General features: G+C 72.2%; 20 protein-coding genes and 1 pseudogene. 8 read left to right on the forward strand and 13 right to left on the reverse strand.

All coding sequences use genetic code 11. The annotated features are described in order from the left end of the window. Positions 1 to 47 precede the first annotated feature (47 nt). From ACZ4Z2_RS07255 to ACZ4Z2_RS07265, 3 genes are all read right to left on the reverse strand, one after another. Complete coding sequence (locus tag ACZ4Z2_RS07255; RefSeq protein WP_468073267.1) at positions 48 to 857, reverse strand: DUF4142 domain-containing protein; 810 nt, start codon at positions 855 to 857, stop codon at positions 48 to 50. Positions 858 to 1,006: 149 nt separating this feature from the next. Then, complete coding sequence (locus tag ACZ4Z2_RS07260) at positions 1,007 to 1,615, reverse strand: DUF4142 domain-containing protein (protein ID WP_468073269.1); 609 nt, start codon at positions 1,613 to 1,615, stop codon at positions 1,007 to 1,009. A gap of 138 nt (positions 1,616 to 1,753) precedes the next feature. Further along, complete coding sequence (locus tag ACZ4Z2_RS07265) at positions 1,754 to 2,566, reverse strand: peptidyl-tRNA hydrolase (RefSeq protein ID WP_468073271.1); 813 nt, start codon at positions 2,564 to 2,566, stop codon at positions 1,754 to 1,756. 127 nt (positions 2,567 to 2,693) lie between these two features. Between ACZ4Z2_RS07265 and ACZ4Z2_RS07270 the strand changes: the two are divergent. From ACZ4Z2_RS07270 to ACZ4Z2_RS07280, 3 genes and pseudogenes are all read left to right on the forward strand, one after another. After that, positions 2,694 to 3,614, forward strand: a pseudogene (locus ACZ4Z2_RS07270) (ABC transporter ATP-binding protein); the annotation flags it as partial. 191 nt (positions 3,615 to 3,805) lie between these two features. Next, complete coding sequence (locus ACZ4Z2_RS07275; protein WP_468073273.1) at positions 3,806 to 4,474, forward strand: ABC transporter; 669 nt, start codon at positions 3,806 to 3,808, stop codon at positions 4,472 to 4,474. A gap of 67 nt (positions 4,475 to 4,541) precedes the next feature. After that, entirely contained in the window at positions 4,542 to 5,192 is a 651-nt protein-coding gene (locus ACZ4Z2_RS07280) for a YdcF family protein (protein ID WP_468073275.1), read from the forward strand. On the opposite strand, the gene ACZ4Z2_RS07285 is transcribed toward ACZ4Z2_RS07280, so the two are convergent. From ACZ4Z2_RS07285 to zapE, 8 genes are all read right to left on the reverse strand, one after another. Next, the gene (locus ACZ4Z2_RS07285; RefSeq protein WP_468073277.1) at positions 5,134 to 5,328 is read right to left on the reverse strand and encodes a hypothetical protein; all 195 of its coding nucleotides are present in this window, start codon (positions 5,326 to 5,328) and stop codon (positions 5,134 to 5,136) included. The genes ACZ4Z2_RS07280 and ACZ4Z2_RS07285 overlap by 59 nt on opposite strands. A 129-nt stretch (positions 5,329 to 5,457) precedes the next feature. Further along, on the reverse strand, positions 5,458 to 6,333 hold the full coding sequence (locus ACZ4Z2_RS07290; RefSeq protein ID WP_468073279.1) for a polysaccharide deacetylase family protein: 876 nt from the start codon (positions 6,331 to 6,333) through the stop codon (positions 5,458 to 5,460). Positions 6,334 to 6,512: 179 nt separating this feature from the next. Then, positions 6,513 to 7,880 carry a PhoX family protein gene (locus tag ACZ4Z2_RS07295; protein WP_468073281.1) on the reverse strand — a complete coding sequence of 456 codons (1,368 nt, stop codon included), beginning with the start codon at positions 7,878 to 7,880 and terminating at the stop codon, positions 6,513 to 6,515. A gap of 105 nt (positions 7,881 to 7,985) precedes the next feature. Next, complete coding sequence (locus tag ACZ4Z2_RS07300) at positions 7,986 to 9,071, reverse strand: slipin family protein (protein WP_468073282.1); 1,086 nt, start codon at positions 9,069 to 9,071, stop codon at positions 7,986 to 7,988. A gap of 153 nt (positions 9,072 to 9,224) precedes the next feature. After that, positions 9,225 to 10,757 (reverse strand): SulP family inorganic anion transporter, encoded by a 1,533-nt coding sequence (locus tag ACZ4Z2_RS07305; RefSeq protein WP_468073284.1) that lies wholly within the window; start codon positions 10,755 to 10,757, stop codon positions 9,225 to 9,227. Positions 10,758 to 10,765: 8 nt separating this feature from the next. Beyond that, entirely contained in the window at positions 10,766 to 11,344 is a 579-nt protein-coding gene (locus ACZ4Z2_RS07310) for a carbonic anhydrase (protein WP_107460967.1), read from the reverse strand. Between the two features lie 81 nt (positions 11,345 to 11,425). Then, positions 11,426 to 11,830: a hypothetical protein gene (locus tag ACZ4Z2_RS07315; RefSeq protein WP_468073287.1), complete on the reverse strand. Its 405-nt coding sequence runs from the start codon at positions 11,828 to 11,830 to the stop codon at positions 11,426 to 11,428. Between the two features lie 233 nt (positions 11,831 to 12,063). Further along, positions 12,064 to 13,209, reverse strand: a complete 1,146-nt coding sequence (gene zapE, locus ACZ4Z2_RS07320) for a cell division protein ZapE (protein WP_468073289.1) — start codon at positions 13,207 to 13,209, stop codon at positions 12,064 to 12,066. Here zapE and ACZ4Z2_RS07325 point away from each other — a divergent pair. The 4 genes from ACZ4Z2_RS07325 to msrB all read left to right on the forward strand — a co-directional run bounded on the left by ACZ4Z2_RS07325 (position 13,208) and on the right by msrB (position 16,518). Then, complete coding sequence (locus tag ACZ4Z2_RS07325; RefSeq protein WP_468073291.1) at positions 13,208 to 14,047, forward strand: pyrimidine reductase family protein; 840 nt, start codon at positions 13,208 to 13,210, stop codon at positions 14,045 to 14,047. The two genes, zapE and ACZ4Z2_RS07325, sit on opposite strands and share 2 nt — an antisense overlap. A 120-nt stretch (positions 14,048 to 14,167) precedes the next feature. After that, positions 14,168 to 14,623 (forward strand): indole-3-glycerol phosphate synthase, encoded by a 456-nt coding sequence (locus ACZ4Z2_RS07330; protein ID WP_468073293.1) that lies wholly within the window; start codon positions 14,168 to 14,170, stop codon positions 14,621 to 14,623. Between the two features lie 88 nt (positions 14,624 to 14,711). After that, complete coding sequence (murC, locus tag ACZ4Z2_RS07335; RefSeq protein ID WP_468073295.1) at positions 14,712 to 16,097, forward strand: UDP-N-acetylmuramate--L-alanine ligase; 1,386 nt, start codon at positions 14,712 to 14,714, stop codon at positions 16,095 to 16,097. 13 nt (positions 16,098 to 16,110) lie between these two features. Continuing rightward, positions 16,111 to 16,518: a peptide-methionine (R)-S-oxide reductase MsrB gene (gene msrB / locus ACZ4Z2_RS07340; RefSeq protein WP_468073297.1), complete on the forward strand. Its 408-nt coding sequence runs from the start codon at positions 16,111 to 16,113 to the stop codon at positions 16,516 to 16,518. Between the two features lie 62 nt (positions 16,519 to 16,580). Here msrB and ACZ4Z2_RS07345 read toward each other — a convergent pair whose 3' ends face one another. Together ACZ4Z2_RS07345 and ACZ4Z2_RS07350 are read right to left on the reverse strand one after the other, a co-directional pair. Next, on the reverse strand, positions 16,581 to 17,297 hold the full coding sequence (locus ACZ4Z2_RS07345) for an alpha/beta fold hydrolase (protein WP_468073299.1): 717 nt from the start codon (positions 17,295 to 17,297) through the stop codon (positions 16,581 to 16,583). Between the two features lie 30 nt (positions 17,298 to 17,327). Next, positions 17,328 to 18,299 (reverse strand): alpha/beta hydrolase, encoded by a 972-nt coding sequence (locus ACZ4Z2_RS07350; RefSeq protein WP_468073301.1) that lies wholly within the window; start codon positions 18,297 to 18,299, stop codon positions 17,328 to 17,330. 265 nt (positions 18,300 to 18,564) lie between these two features. On the opposite strand from ACZ4Z2_RS07350, the gene ACZ4Z2_RS07355 reads away from it, so the two are divergent. Next, complete coding sequence (locus ACZ4Z2_RS07355) at positions 18,565 to 20,448, forward strand: amidohydrolase (protein WP_468073366.1); 1,884 nt, start codon at positions 18,565 to 18,567, stop codon at positions 20,446 to 20,448. Positions 20,449 to 20,500 lie beyond the last annotated feature (52 nt).

Genomic DNA, 20,500 nt, shown 5'->3' on the forward strand with positions numbered 1-20,500 from the left:
GAACCCCGAGAAGGGGACCTTCAGAGCAACATTTGAGCTTTCGGCGGCTACTGGACCTGCGGTACGCCCTGGTCCTTGTTCAGCTCCTCCGGGTCCGGCCGACCCGTGGGGACGAGGCCGGGCGTGGTCGGTGACGGAGTCGACTTCACATCGGGGTTGGTCGACGGCTCCGCGGCGGGCGCGGGCTGCACGATCTGCCCCGGCACCGGCGGCGGCGGGCCGGTCGGGCTCGCCGTACCGCTGACCGAGTTGTCGGCGATCTGCGCGAAGTCGATCTCCCCGGTCGCCTCCAGGATGGTGATGTGGTCGAGCACGGTCTGGTTGGCGTCGGAGGCCAGCTGGCGGACCAGGGTGTTGCGGGTCTGGTTCCGCACGGCGGCGATGGCCGGGAAGATCTTCCCGTGCGCGGCCCGCAGCAGGTTCGCCCAGGTCTTGTTGTACTCGGCCTCGGTCTTGGCGGCGGTCATCTGGTCCAGCCAGCCCTGCTGCTGGGCGTTGGGCTGGTTCGGCAGCTCGACGCCCAGCTTCGCCGCGATGATCCGGGACCGCTTGTCCAGGTCGGTGTGGCCCTTGATCAGGTGGTCCGCGGCCTCCCTGACGGACTTGCTGCCGCTGCGCTCCAGGGCCTGCTGGCCGGCCGGCAGCTCCCACAGGCCCGCGAGCCGCACCCGGATGATGAGGTCACGGTCGACAGGGGTGAGCGGCCCCCACTGCGTGGTCACCGTGTCACCGGTGGGCACGGCCGCGGCGGCGGCCGCGTTGCGGTTGGGGTACGAGTAGAAGACGGGGTAGGCGACCGCACTGACTGTGCCGACGATCGCCACGGCGACGAGGACAGAGCCCTTGGAGCGTCGCAAAGGTGCCTCCCGGAGGAAACCAACTGGTCGTTGGGGACTGAAGTCTTGCTGGGCGTGGAGTGGGGGTGGGGCCGCCCGCCCCCGCAGCTCGGGCCCCGCCGCTCGGGCGGCGGGCCGGCGGCCACGGCGCGTGCGTACCGCGGGCGGCGTCAGATCGTGCCGTTGGCGATGGCGTCGAAGTCGACCTGGCCGGTCTTCTCCAGCATCGTGATGTGGTCGAGCACGGTCTGGTTGGTGTCCGAGGCCAGCTGGCGCACCAGCGTGTTCTCGGTCATGTTCCGCACCGTGCCGATCGCCGGGAAGATCTTGCCGTGGGCCGAGCGCAGCAGGTTCGCCCAGACGCGGTCGTACTGGTCGTCGGTGGCGTTGGACATCTGCTGCAGGAAGCCCTGCTGCTGGGCGTTGGGCTGGTTCGGCAGTTCGACGTTCAGCTGCTCGGCCACGGCCCGCACCCGCTGGTCGAGGTCCTTGTGACCCACGATCAGATGGTCCGCGGCCTCCTTGACGGCCGGGCTCTTCGACCGCTGCATCGCCTGCTCGGCGGCCGGCAGCTCCCACAGCCCCGCCAGCCGCACCCTGATGATCAGGTCGCGGTCGGCGGCCGTCAGCGGCCCCCACTGGGTGTTGACCGTGCCGGCCGCCATGTTGGCCTGAGCAGTGCCCGAGCGGTCGGCGTAGGACCAGACGGGGAACGCAAGCGCTCCGACGGTGACGACGAGCGCCAGGCTGGCGATGACCGAGCCATTGATACGCCGCAAAATGAGCCTCCCGGGTAATGCCAACTGGTCGTTGGGGCAGTTGCTTGGCCAGTGCAGGGAGATACGTACGCGATCGTCGGGCTGTTCAACGGCGGGCCGCAGTCATCGAAAAGCTTGCGGAAGGTTCGGTTCCGCGGTTCAGCCGCGCAGGGCCGGGTGGTCCGCGACCACCGTGCAGGAACCCGGGGCGACCTCCGTGAAGCCGGCGTCGCGGACGAGGGGCAGGCCGGAGGTGGTGAGGGCCTGCCAGCGGGCGGGGTCGGCGGTGCGGACGGCGAGGGGGAACCCGGCGTCCCGCCAAGCGGCCCGGTCCTCCTCGGACAGGTCCCACCAGGCGAGTTGGGCCCCGTGTCCCGCCTGCGCCATGGCCTTGCCCGCCGACATCCCGACCTCGGGGTTCAGCCACAGCACCGGGGCACCGGGGTCCGCCTCGACCGGCGGCTCCGGGTCGTCGAGGTCCGTCCCGGACACCTGGAGGCGGGCCAGCTCCTTCGGCCAGCCGTCCAGGGGGACGGGCGGAAAGACGCGCACCTGGGCCGACTTGCCCGTCACGGTGATCCCGGGCAACGCCTCGGCCCGCCGCCACTCCGCGCCGCGCGCCCGCCGGACCACCTTGCGGATCCGGGCGTCCTGCCAGCTCCGCATCGCCTCGGCCCACTCTCCCTCGCCGACCGACCGCTCGTCGCCCAGCATCACCAGCACGGCACGCGCGGCCGTCTCCAACGCGTCCGTCCGCGCCGGGGGTTCGGCCCGCTCGATCCGCACGACCAGGGGCAGCACGAACTGCGGCGCCTCGTCCCGGGCGGTCCGCTCGTGCCGGAAGGGACTGTCCTGCGCCGGGGCGTAGGAGGGAGCGGCGGCCTGGTCCGGCGTGGCGACGGAGGCTGACGTGGACGCCGGGTCCGGCGTGGAGGTCGCGTCTGGTGCGGGGGCGGGGTCGCTGGTGGTCACGCCCCCAGTCTGCCAGTGGCGGCACCGGCGGCGGCCCACGGGAGAGCGGGCGCGATCAGAGCGGGCGAAGACCGGATCCCCGCCCACACTCCCGGACGCGTGTACGAGGATGGTCCGCATGGAACGGATGGTCCGCAGGGAACGTGAGTCACCGCCGAGCCCGGAGAGCGGGGGAGCGGGCCCCTTGCTGAGCCTGGAGGGCGTGGGGCGCCGTTACGGGTTGCGCGGCTCCTGGGTGCTGCGCGGTGTCGACCTGGCCGTCACCCCTGGCGGACTGATCCGGGTGGAGGGCGCGAACGGCACCGGCAAGTCGACGCTGCTCAGGGTCCTCGCCGGGATCGACGCGCCGACCGAGGGCCGGATCGCGGGCCGCCCGCGCACGGCGTACGTCCCGGAACGCTTTCCCGCGGCCCTGCCGTTCACGGCCGCCGAGTACCTCACGCACCTCGGCGCGGTGCACGGCCTGGACCGCCCTGCCGCCGCGCGCGCCGCCGACGAGTGGCTGGAGCGCTTCGGCGCCGCCGAGTACGCCCGTACGCCGATGGCCCAGCTCTCCAAGGGCAGCAGTCAGAAGGTCGCCGTGGCCCAGGCCCTGCTCGGCGACCCGGAACTGCTCGTCCTGGACGAGGCGTGGACCGGCCTGGACGCCGACGCCCGTGAGGAGTTGGAGCGCGTGGTCGTCGAGCGTACGACCGCCGGGTCCGCCGTGGTGTTCGTCGACCACGATCCGCAGCGCCTGTCCGGGGTGCCGGACGCGACGTACGCGGTGGTCGGGGGCGCCCTGGAACTCCGTACGGGGAAGGGCAGCGAGTCGGCCGTCGCCGCGGCCGGCCCTCGCGTACGCGTCGAAGCGCGGGGCCGAACGGGCACGCGGGTGCCCCCGGAGGCGGCGAAGTTGGCGATCTCGATCGAGGAACCGGCGCCCGGAACACACCGGTTCACGGTCTCCGAGCCCCAGTCGGACGCGCTGCTGCGGGCGTTGCTCGGGGCCCGGCCACCCTGGCACGTCACGAGCGTGACGAGCGTGGCACGCGCGGACGCACCGACGGGGACGCGGGGACCGGATATGGCGGACGTGCCGAACCCGACCGACAAGACGGGAACGCCGGGACCGGATACGGCGGATGTGCCGAACCCGACCGACCCGACGGGAACGCGGCGACCGGAGCCAGGCGCCGAACAGACGACCTCGCCGGGCCGGGACGACGTCCTGGCCGAGCTGGAAGCGGAGAACACCTGATGCCCGCCCTCCTCCGCTACCACGCCGCCCTCCTCGTCCGCTCCCAGCGCTGGCTGCCGCCGGTCATCCTGTACGCGGCGTTCCTGGCCGTCGGCGTGCAGAGCGGGCAGCCGGTGCTCGACTCGCTCGGCTACACGGCGGCCGCGCTGCTGCCCGTAGCCGCCTGGCTGGTACGGATCTGCGCGACCAACGAGCCCCCCGCCGCGCGCAGCTGCACGGGCGCGGCGGCCGGGCCGGGCCGCGCGCACCTGGCCTGCGTCCTGGTCGCGCTCGCGGCGGCCGGCCTGCTCGGCACGGTGGCCACGGTGGTCGTCACGATCATCAGCGCCCCCACCAGCACGGCTCACGACACACGCGTCGAACCGATCCCCGCGGGCGCCGCCGGCCTGCTGGCGATCCTCGCCTGTGCGCTCCTCGGCACGGCCGTCGGCGCCCTCACGAACTGGCCCCTGCTCCGTTCACCGGGCCGGGCCGTCCCGGCCCTGCTCCTCGGCGCGCTCCTGGCCCTGGTGGTCGCGGGCTCCCCGGCTCGGGCGGCGATCACGGCCCTGGTCGACGGCTCCCGGCGCGGCACGATCCCGGTCCCCGCCCTCCCGGTCCTGGCGGCGGCCCTGTGCGCGGCGGCGGCGACAGCGGTGGCGTGCACGTTGACGACACGGCGGACCTGAGTGGCCGAGCGGCCCCGGGCCGTCTCGTAAGGGCTGTTGTGCCGTCGGAAGGGCTTAGAGTCGCCGCATGGGGCGAAGGGCAGGACTGGCGGTGGCCGGGGTCGTCGCGGCCTTGGCCTGGGGCGAGTGGCTGAACCGGCGCTGGTCCCGCGTTCTCGTGCGGGACAGCGGGGCCGGTTCGGTGGCCGTGGTGGTGCTGGGGTACCGCAACCCCGGGGCGACGGTGAACCTGATCAACCGATGGCGGGTCCGTGCGGGAATCCGCTCCGCCGCCTCTGACGGTGCGCGGGACACCTGCCTGATCTTCAGCGGCGGCGCGACCGGCGCCGGCACCACGGAGGCCCGGCTGATGGCCGACTACGCCACGTCGGTGCTCGGGTACGACGGCACGGTGCTCCTGGAGGACCGGTCCACGACGACGTGGGAGAACATCACGAACGTCGTCCCCCTGCTCGAAGGCGTGGACCGCATCAAGATCGCCTCGCAGCCCGCGCACGCGCTCAAGGCCCGCGCGTACCTGCGGCGGCAGCGCCCCGATCTCGCGGAGCGGCTGGTGCGCGCGGACGACTACCGCCCCGGTGAGTGGACCGTCGTGAAACCGCTGCTGGCCCTGTACGGACTGTGGACACTCCGCGTCCTCCGGGCCGACGAACGGAGGGTCAGCCCGAGCAAGCCGTACGCTCGGCCTCGCGCCACTCGCACACGGGGCACAGGGTGATCCCCTTGTAGGACTCGGGATACTCGGTCGGTTCCTGGCACAGGACACAGTCGGCGAAGGGCGGACCGGCGGCGACGGGGGCCGAGTCCGGAGCCGCACCGCTGGTCGTGGTCTCGGTGCCGCAGTAGTCGCTCATATGTCCAGCGTAGAACGACGGCGGCGGAAAGCCCCGGGGGGCGGCGGACAGCTCGCCGCGATCGCCGCCGGCACGGCCCCGAGGCCGCGCAGGCGTTCGCGTGTACGGTCCCCGCGCCGGGCGGAGGGCTCACGACGTGGTGGCGGCCGCCGCCCCGACCAGCTCCGACACCTTCACGAGCCGGAAGCCCCGTTCCCGCAGCGCGGGCACGATCATCCGTACCGCCCGTTCCGTCACGGGCGCGGCACTCCTCATGCAGTGCATGACGACGACGGACCCGGGCCGCACCCGCTCCAGCACGTCCCGCGCGACCACCGCCGCGTCCGTGGCCGAGGCGTCCCCGCTCACCACGTCCCACTGCACGGCCGTGACCCCGGACGAACTCAGCTCGCGCAGGGCCCGGCGGTCGTAGCACCCGCCCGGGAAGCGGAAGTACGGCATGGGGTTCCTCACCCCGGCCGCGCGGAAGGCGGTGTAGGCCCGCTCGACGTCCGCCGCGATGCGGCCCGCCTCCAGGCTGGGCAGGCCCTGACAGTCGGCGGTGAAGGCGTGGTGACCGTACGAGTGGTTCGCCACCTCGAAGAGCGGGTCCCGTCCGATCGAACGGGCCTGGATCGGATACTCCTCGGCCCACCGCCCCGTCATGAACACGGTCGCCGGAACCTTCAGCCGACGGAGCGTCGCGATGAGCCGCGGATTGTCGAACCGCTCACCCGCGGCGGCCCGAGCCCCTTGCTCCGCGGTCATGTCCGCGTCGAAGGTCAGCGCGACGGTTTTGTCGCCGCGGCGTCGAAGACCATGCTCGAACACGGGCGCCAGACCGGCGGGCCCGGGAGCGAGCGTGGGCGGCCGGGACGCCACGACCGGGCGATGAGCCGCCCCCGTGGCGGTGGCGGTGGCGGTGACCACGCGGGACGCGCTACGAGGCCCCCCGCAGGCGGTCAGGGCGATCCCGAGCGCCCCGAGCGCACAGAGCACCCTGAGACTTCGCACTGGAACGATCACCACCAGAACGTAAACGCCCCACCCCTGAAATCAGTCCGATCACCCGCTCATCGCACCGGAGTCCCACTCAGTGTCACCCTCTCGGAGGACGGGGTGGGAGGCGCGACAACGAAGGAGGGGGCAGGCGCCTGCGGGCGCCCGCCCCCTCCCGTCCGAAGCGTCAGTGACGACCCGTCACCTCACGTACGGCGCCACGGCCCCGTCACCGCGAACGTCGTGCCCGGGGTGTAGCAGTTGACGTACATCGTGCGGCCGTCGGGGGAGAACGTGACGCCCGCGAACTCGCCCCATTCGGGCTCCGTGGGTGTGCCGATGTTCTGGGCGTTGCGGGCCATCGGGTAGACGTCGCCGCGGCGGGTGACGCCGTAGACGTGCTGGGTGCCGTTGCCGTCCTCGCAGACCATGAGGCCGCCGCTCGGGGCGAGGCAGATGTTGTCGGGGGACTCGCCGGGCAGCTGGATGTCGGTGTCGGGGCCGAAGACGATCACCAGGGAGAGGGTGCGGTCGTCGGGGTCGTAGCGCCAGATCTGGCCGTAGTGGTCGGCCGCGGAACCGTCCGCGCTGCGGGCGAAGGACGAGACGAAGTAGACGCAGCGACCGCCCCAGTAGCAGCCCTCCAGTTTCTGGGCGTGGGTGATGCCCCTGGGGCCGAAGTCCTGGTGGCGGATGGGCGTGCCGGTGGCCAGGGGGTCCGGCACGTCCACCCACTCGATCTTCTCGAAGCAGGCGCCCGTCTCCTGGATGGAGGACAGGTCGGGAACGCCGGGCACCCGCATCGCCTGGAGGCGCCCGCCCGCGCGCAGGGAGCCCGGGCCGCCCTTCGGCCTGTCGGGGAGGAAGCGGTAGAAGAGGCCGAAGGGCCGCTCGAAGGCGTCCTCCGTCTCGTAGACGACGCCGCGCCTCGGGTCGACGGCGACCGCCTCGTGCTGGAAGCGGCCCATGGCCGTGAGCGGGACGGCGCCCGAGCGGTGCGGGTCGGCCGGGTCGACCTCGAAGATGAAGCCGTGGTCCTTGGTGTAGCCGTTGGTGCCGGCCTTGTCCTCGGTCTCCTCGCACGTCAGCCAGGTGCCCCAAGGAGTCGGGCCGCCCGCGCAGTTGACTGCGGTGCCGGCGATGGCGACGCGCTCGGAGAGGACGTTGCCGCGGGCGTCCAGCGTCAGGGCCGTACAGCCGCCCTTGCCCGCCGGGTCGTAGGTGAGGCCCTCGATCGTGGGCACCGGGATACGGCCGGTGGCGCGGTTCTCGTGGTTGCGGACCAGGTGGACGCGGCCGTGTCTGCCGGCGAAGGCGGACATGCCGTCGTGGTTGCTGGGGACGCGGCCCTCACCGGAGCGGAGCGGCTCGCCCTCGCGGGAGAGGACCTGATAGCGGAAACCTTTCGGCAGGTCGAGCAGGCCGTTCGGGTCGGGGATCAGCGGGCCGTAGCCGGTGTGGCCGAGGTCGCTCTGCGCGGCCGCGGTGCCCGCGAAGAGTTCGGACAGGGCTCCGGTGAACGCGATGCCCGCTCCCAGGGCACCGGTACGGGCGAGGGCCTGACGTCGAGTCACTGACACGGGACAACCTTCCTGTTGGCGGACAGGATGTGACCCGCCTGTGTGTATCACGGGGGTACGGCCGCGTGAACCACGCGCGTAGAAGGTGTTCCGTAGCTATCACTCGGTCGGCGTGGGGTTGTCGGGTGTGACGGGTGGGAATTCGGGGGCGACCGGTGGGGTGTCCGGGGTCCGGTGGGGCGGAAGCGCGGCCGGTGATCCGGAGGGGTCGGGGAGCTGGGCAGGGGCGGCCGAGCCGGGGATGTCCGAGAGGCCGGCGGGGGTGGCCGAGTCGCGTGGGTCCGAGAGTTCGGCGGGGGTGGTCGAGTCGGGAGGGTTCGAGAGTTCGGCCGGGGTGGTCGAGTCGGGAGGGGCGGAGACTTCCGAGGGGCCGGCCGAGTCGGGCCGGGCCGGGCGGGGCCGGGGCCCGGGGGTGGCGTCCTGTTCCGACTGGCCGCGTTCCAGGAAGCGCAGGAGTTCCACCGGGATGGGGAGGACCAGGGTCGAGTTCTTCTCCGCGGCCACCGCCATCACCGTCTGGAGCAGGCGCAGCTGGAGGGCGGAGGGCGCGTCGGCCATCTGGTGGGCCGCTTCCGCCAGCTTCTTCGACGCCTGGAGCTCCGCGTCGGCGTTGATGATGCGGGCCCGGCGTTCGCGGTCGGCCTCTGCCTGGCGGGCCATGGACCGCTTCATCGTGTCCGGGAGGGACACGTCCTTGATCTCCACGCGGTCGATGGTCACGCCCCACTCCACGGCGGGGCTGTCGATCATCAGCTCCAGGCCCTGGTTGAGCTTCTCGCGGTTGGAGAGGAGGTCGTCGAGGTCGCTCTTGCCGATGATCGAGCGCAGGGACGTCTGCGCCATCTGGGAGACGGCGAAGCGGTAGTCCTCGACCTGGACGACCGCGGCGGCCGGGTCGACGACCTTGAAGTACACGACCGCGTCCACGCGGACCGTGACGTTGTCGCGGGTGATCCCTTCCTGGGCGGGCACCGGCATCGTCACGATCTGCATGTTCACCTTGCGGATACGGTCGACGGCCGGGACGACCAGGGTGAAGCCGGGCGGTCTGGGTGCGCCGAGGAGACGGCCGAGACGGAAGACGACGCCGCGTTCGTACTGCTTGATGACGCGGGCCGCCGCCGCGAGGTAGACGGCGCCGCCGGCGGCGAGGGCCGCGGCTGCCGCGATGAGTGCTTCGCCCATGACGACCGCCCCTTTGAGTCGACCATGACGACCGCCCCCGCCCCCTGACTCCTCGGTCGTCACTTGTGTGGCATATCCGCGCGAATACCACGATATGCCCCCTCATGAGAGCGGCGCCCCGGTCGTGGGACCGGGGCGCCGGGGCGGGGTGGGTCAGGCTGTCGCCGAGGGGATCTTCTCCGGCTCCGGGCCCGTCATCCTCACCGGTTCGGTGCCGGTCGCGCTGTGGCGTTCCGCCCAGTTCTCCAGGGCGGTGCGACAGGCGTGGTCGAGGTGGTGCAGACCGGAGAGATGGAGCTCCACCGGGCGGTCCTGGGGCAGCGACTCCAGACTGTCGAGGATCTTCGGCAGGCGCAGGAAGGTGGCGTTGCCCGAGAGGTACGCCTGGACCGGGCCGGCGCCCTTGTCGATGACCTCCAGCTTGATGTGCGAGGCTTCCCAGGCCGTCTTGACGACCGCGAGGGCCAGACCGATCAGGACGCCCTCGAACATGTTCACCGCGACGATCGACACCGCGGTCGTCACCAGGATCAGCGCCTCGCCCCGGTGGCCCCGCCACAGCGAGACGACCGCGCGGAACGGGATCAGCTTCCAGCCCGCGTGGACCAGGATGCCGGCCAGGGCCGGCAGCGGTATCAGCGCGAGGGCCCCCGGCAGCAGCGCCGCGAACAGCAGCAGCCAGACACCGTGCAGAACACGGGACGCCTTGGTCCTGGCGCCGGCCGCGACATTGGCGGAGCTGCGCACGATGACCGCGGTCATCGGCAGCGCGCCCAGCAGACCGCACACCGTGTTGCCGGCGCCCTGGGCCATCAGCTCCTTGTCGTACTCGGTGCGCGGCCCGTCGTGCAGCCGGTCCACCGCCGCCGCGCTGAACAGGCTCTCGGCGGAGGCGATCAGCGTGAAGGCGAGGATCGTGCCGATCAGCGCCACATCGGCCAGCCCGCCGAAGGCGTCGAGTCCCGGCGGCTGGATGGAGTCCAGCAGACCGTTCACCTCGACCTTGGCGACCGGCAGCCCGAAGGTCAGGGTCGCGACGGTGGCGAGCACGACCGCGGCGAGTGCGCCCGGCACCACCTGCACCTTCTGCGGCAGCCGCTTCCACAGCACCATCACGGCGACGGTGCCCGCGCCGAGCGCGAGGGAGGCGAGCGCGGCCGTGCTGCCGACGACCTCGACGAGGGCGCCGGGCAGACCCGCGATCTTGTCCAGCCCGGAGGCCGGCGCCTTCAGGCCCGCCGCCGCGTACAGCTGGCCGGCGATGATCACGAGCCCGATACCGGCCAGCATGCCCTCGACCACGGACACCGATATCGCGCGGAACCAGCGGCCCAGCTTCAGCGCGCCCATGGCGAGTTGGAGCAGACCGGCGGCGAGCACGATCACCCCGAGCGCGGGGAGGCCGAACTGGCGCACCGCCTCGAAGACCAGCACGGTCAGCCCGGCCGCCGGGCCGGAGACCTGCAGACTGCTGCCGGGCATCAGACCGGCGACGATGCCGCCCACGATGCCGGTGATCAGGCCGAGTTCGGCCGGCACCCCGGAGGCGACGGCCACGCCCACGCACAGCGGCAGGGCGACCAGGAAGACGACCAGCGAGGCGCCGAAGTCCTGGCGGAGGTGGGGGAACCTGGAGGCGGGGCGTATGGGGGATATGGGGGACGCGGAGGAGTTCATGTCGGACATCCGGCCGCTCACAGCGTCTCGAACGTGTCGGTGTCCGCGCGGTGTTCGCGCACGGCTCCGGTGTGGACCTCGTAGTACCAGCCGCGCAGCCGCAGCCGGCCGTCGGCGAGGCGCTTCTCCACACAGGGGTACGAGCGCAGCCGCAGCAACTGGCTGAGGACGTGGTTCTGCACGCCGTCGGCGACGGTGGGGTCCTCGACCGTGCCCTCGGGGCGCGGGGTGGCGTGGGTGAGCCAGTCGCGTACGGCGGGCACGGCGTCGAGGTCGTCGCCGCGCACCAGCGCGCCGACGGCGCCGCAGTGCGAGTGGCCGCAGACCACGATGTCGCTGACGCCGAGCACTTCCACGGCGTACTCGATGGTGGCCGTCTCACCGGTCGGGCGGTCCGGCGTGTACGGGGGGACGATGTTGCCGGCGGTCCGCAGTTCGAAGAGCTCGCCGGGGCGGGCGCCCGTGATCAGGGCAGGGACGACCCGCGAGTCGGAGCAGGTGATGAACAGGACCTCGGGGGACTGGCCCTCGGCCAGCCTGGCGAACTCCTCAGGGCGCTGTCCGAAGGTACGGGCGTTGTCGATGAGGGGCTGCATGATGTGGTGACTCCTCCTGGCGCGCCACGGCGGCGCGTCGGGCTTGCACGACAGATGTGGGGGGGAACGGGCTCCGCGCTCTCAGCAGCGGAAGACCTGGAGGGCGGCCGGGGTGTGGGCCGTGAGGGATCTCGACTGCCGGTGGTGCCGGGCCGAGGGCCGTTCGGGTTCGCTCGCGACCGCCGGGTTCTCCCCCGGGAGCAGGCGTACGGGCGCTCCTGAAGCGGCGTGGGTGGTGGCGCGGTGGCCGTCACGGGTGCGGAAAGGACCGGTCGGGTCCTCGGAGTGACCGCACGTGCGGTGCGTGACGGACTGGTCACGTACGGGTGAGGCCGTGAGGACTGCTTTTCCGGGCGTGGCCTTGGCCTTGACGTGACCGGTTGTGTGCGCGGATGCGAAGGAAGCGGTAGGAGCGAAGAACTGCAGGGCGAGCAGGACGGCGGCCAGGGCCGCGATGACGGTCCGAGGCGTCGTACCTCGCAACATGAGCCTCCCCACTGCCAGTTCGTCACGTCTTCCAGGGGCCGGCGGGTGCATGACTTGGTCAATCAATGGTCAACCGCTGGTCAAGAAACACGTTAACCCTGCAAGGTTGTTTGCAGGGTTAACTTAACGTTTCGAGCTGAAGAGAGCCTGAAAAGCGTGGGAAGGATGGCCGGAAAAGCCCCTTGACCTTGGGCAGTTCCTCCGGTCAAGGGGCTTCGGTGTGCTGGTGGGGCTCAGTGCCCGGCGAGTCGCCCGGCGTCACGAGCGAGCGCGGTGAGGCGCGAGATGGCTCGGAAGTACTTCTTCCGGTATCCGCCGTTCAGCATCTCCTCGCTGAACAGCCGGTCGAAGGGCTGGCCCGAGGCGAGCACCGGGACCTCCCGGTCGTACAGCCGGTCCGCGAGCACCACGAGCCGCAGGGCGGTCGACTGGTCCGGAACGGGCTGGACGTCGGTGAGGCACACCGCCTTCAGGCCGTCCGTGAGGGCGCCGTACCGGCTGGGGTGCACGCGCGCGAGGTGCTCCAGCAGATGCGGGAAGTCGTCGAGGGAGGAGCCCTCGGTGGCGTACGCCGCCTTCGTGACCTGTTCGTCGGAGAACGGCGGCGGCGCCTCGGGCAGACCGCGGTGGCGGTAGTCCTCGCCGTCGATGCGCAGGGCGCGGAAGTGGGCGGACAGGCCCTGGATCTCCCGCAGGAAGTCGGCCGCCGCGAAACGGCCCTCGCCCAGCTTGCCGGGCAGGGTGTTCGACGTGGCGGCCAGGGCGACGCCCGCGTCCACCAGCTTGCCGAGCAGCGTCGACACGAGGACGGTGTCGCCCGGGTCGTCCAGCTCGAACTCGTCGATGCACAGCAGCCGGTGCCCGGAGAGGGTCTGGACCGTCTTCTGGAAGCCGAGCGCGCCGACCAGGTTGGTCAGCTCCACGAAGGTGCCGAACGCCTTGAGCGCGGGTTCGGCCGGGGTGGCGTGCCACAGGGAGGCCAGCAGATGGGTCTTGCCGACGCCGTAGCCGCCGTCGAGGTAGACACCGCGCGGGCCGGCGGGGACCTTGGGGGCCTTCGCCCTGCCGAAGCCGAAGAGGCCGCGCCTGCCGGCGCCGGTCGCGTGGGCGCCGCCGAGGCCCGCCGCGAAGCCGCTGAGGACCTGGACGGCCTCGGTCTGGCTGGGCTGGTTCGGGTCCGGGATGTACGTGTCGAAGCGCACCGAGTCGAAGCGGGGCGGCGGCACCATCTCGGCGACCAGCCGGTCGGCGGGGACACGGGGCTCGCGGGCGCACAGGGACAGCGGAGCCGTATCTGCTGGGGAACCGGGACCGGACACGGCGGTGGAGGACGACGACACGGTTACCGAGTCTAAGGGCCGTGCCACACTGCACGACATGCGACGCCTGTTCCCTGTGACCGAAGAGACAGCGGCCCGAACGCCGGACGAGGCCGGCGGGGGCACGGACGCGGCCGACGCCCGGGTGCCCGGCGCCGGGTCCGTCGACCGGGAGTGGAGCCTGGAGGAACTGGCGGCGGCGTACGCCTACCCCGCGCCGGGGCCGGGCGGACGGGAACCCTGGCTGCGGGCCAACATGGTGTCGACACTGGACGGGGCCGCCCAGCACGGCGGGCGTTCCCAGCCGATCTCCAGCGACGCCGACATGCGGATCTTCGGCACCCTGCGGGGACTCGCGGACGTGGTGCTCGTCGGCGCCGAAACGGTACGCCAGGAGGGCTACCGTCCGGCACGCGCGCGTGACGCCTTCGCCGAGGCGCGCCGGGCCGCCGGACAGACCCCGGCCCCGGCCGTCGCCGTGGTCAGCGCCGGACTGGACCTCGACTTCTCGCTCCCCCTGTTCACCTCGCCGCTCACCCCCACCCTCCTGCTCACCGGCGCCGCCGCCCCGCCCGACCGGGTGGCCACCGCCGAGAAGGCGGGCGTGCGGGTGGTGATCGCCGGGGACGGCATGGGCGTCGACCCCGCGCGGGCCGTACGGGCCCTCGCCGATCTGGGCCTGACCCGGCTGCTCACCGAGGGCGGACCGCGGGTCCTCGGGCAGCTGATCGCGGCCGGCGTCCTCGACGAGCTGTGTCTGACGGTTTCGCCGATGCTCACGGCGGGGGACGCGCAGCGGATCGCCGGAGGGCCCTCGGTGGCGGTGCCCAAGCGGTTCGAGCTGGTGTCGTTGCTGGAGGAGGCCGGGTTCCTGTTCGGTCGTTACCGTCGTACGTGAGAACGGGCGGAATCATCCGTTCCGTTTAGGTCTCGCCGGGCACACTAGATCCCTGAGGAGCGAGGGCCGCGGGGCCCTCCCGGAAGAAGGGCGCCTGTGGTGTCGTTCACGAGCGTTTTGATGATCGAGAAGGCTCTGACGTCCGCGGACGTGGAGTTCGTCACCACCCTGCACGGCGACGAGCCGGCCTCTTTCCATGTGCTGCTCCAGCCGCGGGGCAACCAGGCCGACCGGTTGCTGCGGGCCATCGACGACCTCGCCCTCGGCGAGCTGGACGAGGCGGCGCGCGAGGGGGAGACCCCGGAGGGGGAACAGGCCCTCGACGAGGGGGAACGGGCTCTGGAGGTATCCCTGCAGGCACTGCGGGGGGCGGGGAGCGAGGCGCAGGGGCGGCTGATCGAGGACCATCCGCTGGACGCGCTGAAGTCCCTGGTGGAGGAGGTCGGGGCCGACGAGGTGCTGGTGCTGACCGACCCGCACTACGTGGAGGAGTTCTTCCACCGCGACTGGGCGTCCCGGGCACGGCACAAGGTGGGGGTCCCGGTGCTGAAGCTGTTCTCCCACAGCCGGGCGTAGCCGCAACCGGTGGTCCCTGCCGATCGCGGGGCCGTATGGGCATAGGGTTGCCCTGAACCTTCGCCGTACCAGTACTGGGAGAACGCACATGGCACCCGGCCTTCCTTCCGCCATGGACCGACCGCACTTCATCGGGATCGGCGGGGCCGGGATGTCGGGGATCGCGAAGATCCTGGCCCAGCGCGGCGCCAAGGTGGCGGGGAGCGACGCCAAGGAGTCGGAGACGGCGCAGGCGTTGCGCGCGCTGGGCGCGACCGTGCACATCGGCCACGCCGCGGAGCACCTCGCCGACGACGCGACCTGTGTGGTCGTGTCGTCGGCGATCCGCGCGGACAACCCGGAACTGGCCCGCGCCGCCGAGCTGGGCATCCCGGTCGTCCACCGCTCGGACGCGCTCGCCCGGCTGATGGACGGGCTGCGCCCGATCGCGGTGGCCGGCACCCATGGCAAGACCACCACCACCTCCATGCTGGCCGTGTCGCTGACCGAGCTGGGCCTGAACCCTTCGTACGCCATCGGCGGCGACCTCGACGCGCCCGGCTCCAACGCCCTGCACGGCGACGGCGACATCTTCGTGGCCGAGGCGGACGAAAGCGACCGCAGCTTCCACAAGTACGCCCCCGAGGTCGCGATCGTCCTCAACGTGGAGCTGGACCACCACGCCAACTACGCGTCCATGGACGAGATCTACGAGTCCTTCGAGACGTTCGCCGGCCGTATCGTGCCCGGCGGCACGCTGGTGATCTCGGCGGACCACGAGGGCGCCAGGGAGCTGACCCGTCGTATCGCGGGCGTACGGGTCGTCACCTACGGCGAGAGCGACGACGCCGACGTCCGGGTCCTGAGCGTCGTCCCGCAGGGGCTGAAGAGCGAGGTCACCGTTGTGCTGGAGGGGCGGGAACTCACCTTCACGGTGTCCGTGCCCGGACGGCACTACGCGCACAACGCGGTCGCCGCGCTGGCCGCCGGCGTCGCGCTCGGGATCCCGGCGGCGGAGCTGGCGCCCGCCCTGGCGGCGTACACCGGTGTGAAGCGGCGGTTGCAGCTCAAGGGCGAGGCCGCCGGGGTGCAGGTCGTCGACTCGTACGCGCACCACCCGACCGAGATGACGGCCGACCTGGAGGCGATGCGGGCCGCCGTCGGTGACGCGCGCATCCTCGTGCTGTTCCAGCCCCATCTGTTCTCCCGGACGCAGGAACTGGGCACCGAGATGGGGCAGTCGCTCGCCCTCGCGGACGCGTCCGTCGTGCTCGACATCTACCCGGCCCGCGAGGACCCGATCCCGGGCGTGACCAGCGAGCTGATCATCGACGCGGCGCGGGCGGCCGGCGCCGAGGTCACGGCCGTCCACGACAAGAGGGAGGCGCCCGCGGTGATCGCGGGAATGGCGAAGCCCGGTGATCTCGTTCTCACCATGGGCGCGGGCGACGTGACCGACCTGGGCCCGAGGATCCTGGACCGTCTTTCGCAGTGAGGGGCTGAGACTCATGCCGTACGACGTCGACAAGCCGGACGAGCAGTGGCGCGCGGAGCTGACCCCGGCGGAGTACGCGGTGCTGCGTCAGGCCGGTACGGAACCGGCGTTCACCGGGGAGTACACCGACACGAAGACCAAGGGGGTGTACTCCTGCCGGGCCTGCGGCGCGGAGCTGTTCACCTCCGAGACCAAGTTCGCGTCGCACTGCGGATGGCCGTCCTTCTACGACCCGAAGGACAGCGACGCGGTGGAACTGATCGAGGACCGGTCGTACGGCATGGTGCGGACCGAGGTGCGGTGCGCCCGGTGCGGATCGCACCTCGGGCACGTCTTCGAGGGGGAGGGGTACCCCACCCCCACGGATCAGCGGTACTGCATCAACAGCATCTCGCTGCGGCTGGCGCCCGACGGCGAGTGACGTCCTGAACCCGGCGGCACGTGTGCCCCGCGCCCCTGACCGGGGTGCGGGGCACACGTCGTTCAGCCGGTGAGGCGTACCGCGTCGCGGATGACCGCCGCCACCTCCGCGGGGCGGGAGACCGCCACCGCGTGCGAGGCGCCCTCCAGTTCGGTGACGGTGGAGCCCGCGCGCTTCGCGGCGAAGCGCTGGACCTCGGGGTTGATGGCCTCGTCGGCCGCCGCGACCACGGCCCAGGACGGCCGGGTCCTCCAGGCGGCGACCGGCGGGGTCTCGGTGAACGCGGCGGTGGCCAGCGGACGCTGCGACACCGCCAGGATCCGGGTCACCTCCGCGGGGACGTCGGCGGCGAAGATGCCCGGGAAGGCGTCCGGGGCGATGGTGACCTCGACACCGGGCTCCCCTCCCTCGACGGGGTAGGTCCGCTCCACCAGGTTGGCGACGAGCGGGGACAGCGGGAAGCGCCCCTGCAGCTCGCCGAGGCTCTCGCCCTCCTCCGGGATGTACGCCGCCACGTAGACCAGGCCGACGACGTTCTCGGTCGCGCCCGCCACGGTGATGAGCGCACCGCCGTAGGAGTGGCCGACGAGGACGACGGGGCCGTCGATCTGGGCGGCCGCGGAGGCGATGTACGCGGCGTCGGAGGCCAGGCCCCGCAGCGGGTTCGGTACGGCGACGACGGGGATGTCGTGGCTCTGGAGCTCCTCGACGACGCCGGCCCAGCTGGACGCGTCGGCGAAGGCCCCGTGCACGAGGAGGGCGGTGGGCGTGGTGGACATGAGGGGGTTCTCTCTCTCGGTACGGGTCGGTCAGCCGGCGTGCAGCGCGGTGCGCAGGGTGCCGGTGGCCAGCGTGATCGCGGCCTCGGCGGCATGGGTGCCGCGCAGCGCGTCGAGCATCACGAAGTCGTGGATGATGCCCTGGAAGCGGACGGCGGTGACCGGGACGCCCGCCTCGCGGAGCTTGTTCGCGTACGCCTCGCCCTCGTCGCGCAGGACATCGGCCTCACCGGTGACGACCAGCGCCGGAGGGAGCCCGGTCAGCTGCTCGGTGGTGGCGCGCAGCGGGGACGCGGTGATCTCCGCGCGCTCCTCCTCGCTGGTCGTGTACTGGTCCCAGAACCACTCCATGCCGTCGCGGCGCAGGAAGTAGCCCTCGGCGAACTGGCGGTAGGAGCCGGTGTCGAAGTTCGCGTCGGTCACCGGGTAGAAGAGGACCTGCTGGACCAGGGGCACATCCCCGCGCTCCTTGGCCATCAGGGTCAGGGCGGCGGTCATGTTGCCGCCGACCGAGTCACCGGCCACCGCGAGCCGCGAGCCGTCCAGCTCCTTCGACGCGCCCTGCTCCACGACCCACTTGGCGACGGCGTAGTTCTGCTCGATGGCGACCGGGTAACGGGCCTCGGGGGAGAGGTCGTACTCCGGGAAGACCACGGCGGCGCCCGCGCCGACGGCCAGTTCACGGACGAGACGGTCGTGGGTGTGGGCGTTGCCGAACACCCAGCCGGCGCCGTGGATGTAGAGGATCACCGGCAGGGCGCCCTCGGCGCCGGCGGGCCGCACGATCCGCGCCCTGACGCTGCCCGTCGGGCCGCCCGAGACGGTGATCCACTCCTCGTCGATCTCCGGCTTGCCGATGTCGCCGGACTGCACCTCGTCGACCGCCTTGCGGCCCTCCGCGGGCGGGAGTTCGAAGAGGAAGGGGCGGTTGGCCGTCGCCTCGGCGAAGGCGGCGGCCGCCGGTTCCAGGACCGGCCGTACCGGTTCGACGGTGTCGGACATGTGTTTCTCCCGATGTGTTGTGCGCGAGGCGCGGGTGCGTCGTTCCGCACGCTAGGACCGGGAACGCGACGGGAATGGCCCCTGCGCGCACCGGGACTTATCCCACAGCGCACGGGAAAAGCGCCGGACCACGGCAGTGCGCTGTGAGTACGAATTCCGTGCGCTGCCGGGTCATCCGGATACGGCCTTGCGAAATAACTTGAGGGCACACCCCGTTCAGCCGCTCCCGCCCCTTTTCCCAGGAGGTTGGCCCAAGTTGTCCACGATGCCGGTCGGTGGGCTCGTGCCCCGTGCCGTCGACGACGCCGCGGACCTCGTCGTCCGCAACGCGAGGATCCACACCGGTGACCCGGGCCGCCCGGCGGCCGAGGCGCTCGCCGTGCGCGGCGGGGTCATCATGGCCGTCGGCGACGACAGCGACGTGGCGCCCCGCATCGGCCCGGCGACACGGGTGGTCGACGCCCTCGGCCGCCGCGCCGTCCCCGGACTCAACGACTCCCACCTGCACGTCATCCGGGGCGGCCTCAACTACGTCCTGGAACTTCGCTGGGACGGCGTCCCCACCCTCCGCCAGGGCCTCGCCATGCTCCGCGAACAGGCGGCCCGCACCCCCCGGGGACAGTGGGTGCGGGTGGTGGGCGGCTGGTCGGCCGAGCAGTTCGCCGAGCGCAGGCTGCCGACCGTCGCCGAACTGAACGCCGCCGCGCCCGACACCCCCGTGTTCGTCCTGCACCTCTACCAGTCGGCGATCCTCAACCGCGCCGCGCTCAAGGCCGCCGGATACACCCGCGACACCCCCGACCCCAGGGGCGGCCAGATCGTCCGCGGCCGGGACGGCGCCCCCACGGGCCTGCTGCTGGCCGCGCCCAGCGCCCTGATCCTCTACTCGACGCTCGCCAAGGCACCGGCCCTGGACGATGAGGACCGGAAGACCTCCACCCGGCACTTCCTCAAGGAACTCAACCGGTTCGGGCTCACCTCCGCCATCGACGCCGCCGGCGGATTCCAGAACTTCCCCGACGACTACCGCACGGTCGTCGAACTCGCCGGGGCCGGACAGCTCTCCCTGCGCATCGCCTATCACCTCTTCCCGCAGACCCCCGGCCAGGAGACGGCCGACCTGGCCCGCTGGACCGCGACGGTCCGCCCGGAGGACGGCGACGCCTGGCTGCGCCTCAACGGGGCGGGCGAGAATCTCACCTGGGCCGCCGCGGATTTCGAGAACTTCGGTCAACCGCGTCCGGAACTCACCGCGGACTACGAGACGGAATTCGAGAAGGCCGTACGGATCCTCATGGAGAACGGCTGGGGATTCCGGCTCCACGCCACCTATGACGAGACCATTCGCCGGGACCTCGCCGTATTCGAGAAACTCGCCGCCGAAGGGCTTTTCCCCGCCGGGAACCGATGGCTGTTCGACCACGCGGAGACCGTCTCCGCCGGCAGCCTGGACCGGATCGCCGCCCTCGGCGGAGCCCTGTCCGTGCAGAACCGCCTGTCCTTCCAGGGCGAGGCGTTCCTGCGCCGCTACGGCCCCGAGGCCGCCGCGACCGCCCCGCCGGTCCGCGCCATGCTGGAGCGGGGCCTGACCGTCGGCGCCGGCACCGACGCCACCCGGGTGTCCACCTACAACCCCTGGGTCGCCCTGCACTGGCTGGTCAGCGGCCGTACCGTCGGCGACCTGGCCCTGCGCCCGCCCCGCAACCGGGTCGACCGGGCCACCGCCCTCGCGATGTTCACCACGGCGGGCGCCGCCCTCACCGGCGAGGACCACCTCAAGGGCGTCCTGCGCACCGGGTACTTCGGCGACCTCGCGCTGCTGTCCGAGGACTACTTCACCGTGCCCGAGCCGGACATCCCCCACATCGAGTCCGTCCTGACCGTCGTCGGCGGCCGGATCGTGCACGCCGCCGCCGAGTACGAGGGCCTCGACGAGGAACTCCCGCCGGTCAGCCCCGACTGGAGCCCGGTCGCGCACCACGGCGGCTACCAGACCACCGGCGGCGACGGCCGGTCGGGCGCCCGCCAGGCCGAGCTGCTCGGCGAGGCCGCCGCCGAGTCCGCACTCCACCGGCGGTGGCGCGCCGCGCGCGGACTCGCCACCGGCACCGACGGCGACCAGGCACTCGACCCCTGCTTCTCCCTCTGACGTCCCTTTCCAGGGGCGCGGGGGACATCACTGCCTCCTCCGGATCACACCC

The organism is Streptomyces sp. NPDC030183 (assembly GCF_055573455.1).